This window comes from Streptomyces niveiscabiei (genome assembly GCF_001419795.1).
Taxonomy (GTDB): domain Bacteria; phylum Actinomycetota; class Actinomycetes; order Streptomycetales; family Streptomycetaceae; genus Streptomyces; species Streptomyces niveiscabiei.
This window is the reverse complement of sequence record NZ_LIRL01001385.1, coordinates 1-1,766: the sequence shown is the minus strand read 5'-3', so window position 1 is coordinate 1,766 and position 1,766 is coordinate 1. Positions and strand designations below refer to the sequence as shown.

Below are 1,766 nucleotides of genomic sequence, written 5' to 3'. Positions count from 1 at the left end.
CCCCAAAGGCCCCCCATGCCCGAAGGCGACACCGTCTGGCAGACCGCGACCCGTCTCCACACCGCCCTCGCCGGCGCCCCCCTCACCCTCTCCGACCTCAGAGTCCCGAAGTACGCGACGGTCGACCTCACCGGCCGGACCGTCCTGGACGTCACCCCGCGCGGAAAACACCTCCTCGCGAGGATCGAGGGCGGCCTGACGCTCCACTCGCACCTGCGCATGGAGGGCGCCTGGTACGTGTACGCGGAGGGCCGGCGCTGGACGGGCGGCCCGGGGCACCAGATCAGGGCGGTGCTGGGAACGGCGGACCACACGGCCGTCGGCTACCGCCTGACCGTGCTGAACCTGATCCGCACCGAGCACGAGGACAGCCTCGTCGGCCACCTGGGCCCCGACCTGCTGGGCCCGGACTGGGACGCCGGCCGCGCCCTGGCGAACCTCCTCGGGGACCCCGCCCGCCCCCTCGGCGAAGCCCTGCTGGACCAGCGCAACCTCGCCGGGATCGGCAACATCTACAAGAGCGAGCTGTGCTTCCTGACCGGCGCAACCCCCTGGCTCCCCGTCGGCGCGCTCCCGCCCGACCGCGCGGCCAAGCTCCCGCCGCTCGCCCACCGCCTCCTGGCGGCCAACCGCACCCGCCCGGTCCGCACGACGACGGGCCGCCGCGGCCAGGACCTGTTCGTGTACGGCCGCGCGGGCCGCCCCTGCCTGCGCTGCGGCACACCCGTCCGCCTCGCCGACCAGGACGACCGCCCCACGTACTGGTGCCCGAGCTGCCAGCAGGGCCCGCACAATTGACGGACCGTCAGATTCTTTCGTACGGTCGACTCATGGCCGTGAAGGCGTACGACCTCAGCGGGCGCACCGCGTTCGTGACCGGAGCCGCGAGCGGCATCGGCCGCGCCTGTGCGATCCTCCTCGCGGAGGCGGGGGCGACGGTGCACGCGGCGGACCGGGACGCGCGGGGCCTGGAGGAGACGGCGGCGCTCGCCAAAGCCGTACACAGGCGCGTACGCGCGCACGTACACGCAGGCGCACACCCGACAGCGGACGCGGAAACACACCCGACAGCCCACCCGGATGTGCGCACCCACCACCTCGACGTCACCGACCGCGCCCAGCTCCGCGACGCCATCGCCTCCTGCGACCGTCTGGACGTCCTCGCGGCCGTCGCCGGGATCATGCACAGCAGTACGGTCCTGGAGACCCGGGACGAGGACCTCGACCGGGTGTGGGCCGTCAACTTCAAAGGCGTGCTGTACGCCTGCCAGGAGGCCGCCGGCCGGATGATCCGACAGGGCTCGGGCGGCAGCATCGTCACGATGGCGTCCGGCGCGGTCGACACCGGGGGCGCCGGGCTGCTCTGCTACGGCGTCGCCAAGGCGGCCGTCGTCCAGTTGACGCGGACGCTCGCGACCGAGGCCGGCCCGCACGGCATCCGCGTCAACGCGGTCGCCCCGGGCTGGATCCGCACGCCGATGACCGACCGCCCGGACGCGGCGACCCAGGCCCGTACGGAGGCGTCCATGGCCCGCCTCGCGCCGCTGAAACGGGTGGGTGAGGCGGAGGAGGTCGCGCACGCGGTCCTGCACCTGGCCTCGGACGCGTCGGCGTTCACGACGGGGCAGATCCTGCGGCCCAACGGGGGCGTCGCGATGCCATGGTGACGCGGGGCACCCGGCCATGACACAGATCACCCTGTCCGATCATCACGCCCGCCCCCCTCACCCCTGAGCGTCCTCTTCTTCGAGGCAGACCACACGTAC

The 1,766-nt window shown here is 73.5% G+C and carries 2 protein-coding genes; both read left to right on the top strand.

The features are described from left to right. Positions 1-15: 15 nt before the first annotated feature. Positions 16-798, top strand: coding sequence for an Fpg/Nei family DNA glycosylase (locus tag AOK24_RS44310; RefSeq protein WP_055725459.1), 783 nt, complete (start codon positions 16-18; stop codon positions 796-798). A gap of 32 nt (positions 799-830) precedes the next feature. Further along, positions 831-1,667: an SDR family NAD(P)-dependent oxidoreductase gene (locus AOK24_RS44305; protein ID WP_055725458.1), complete on the top strand. Its 837-nt coding sequence runs from the start codon at positions 831-833 to the stop codon at positions 1,665-1,667. Positions 1,668-1,766 lie beyond the last annotated feature (99 nt).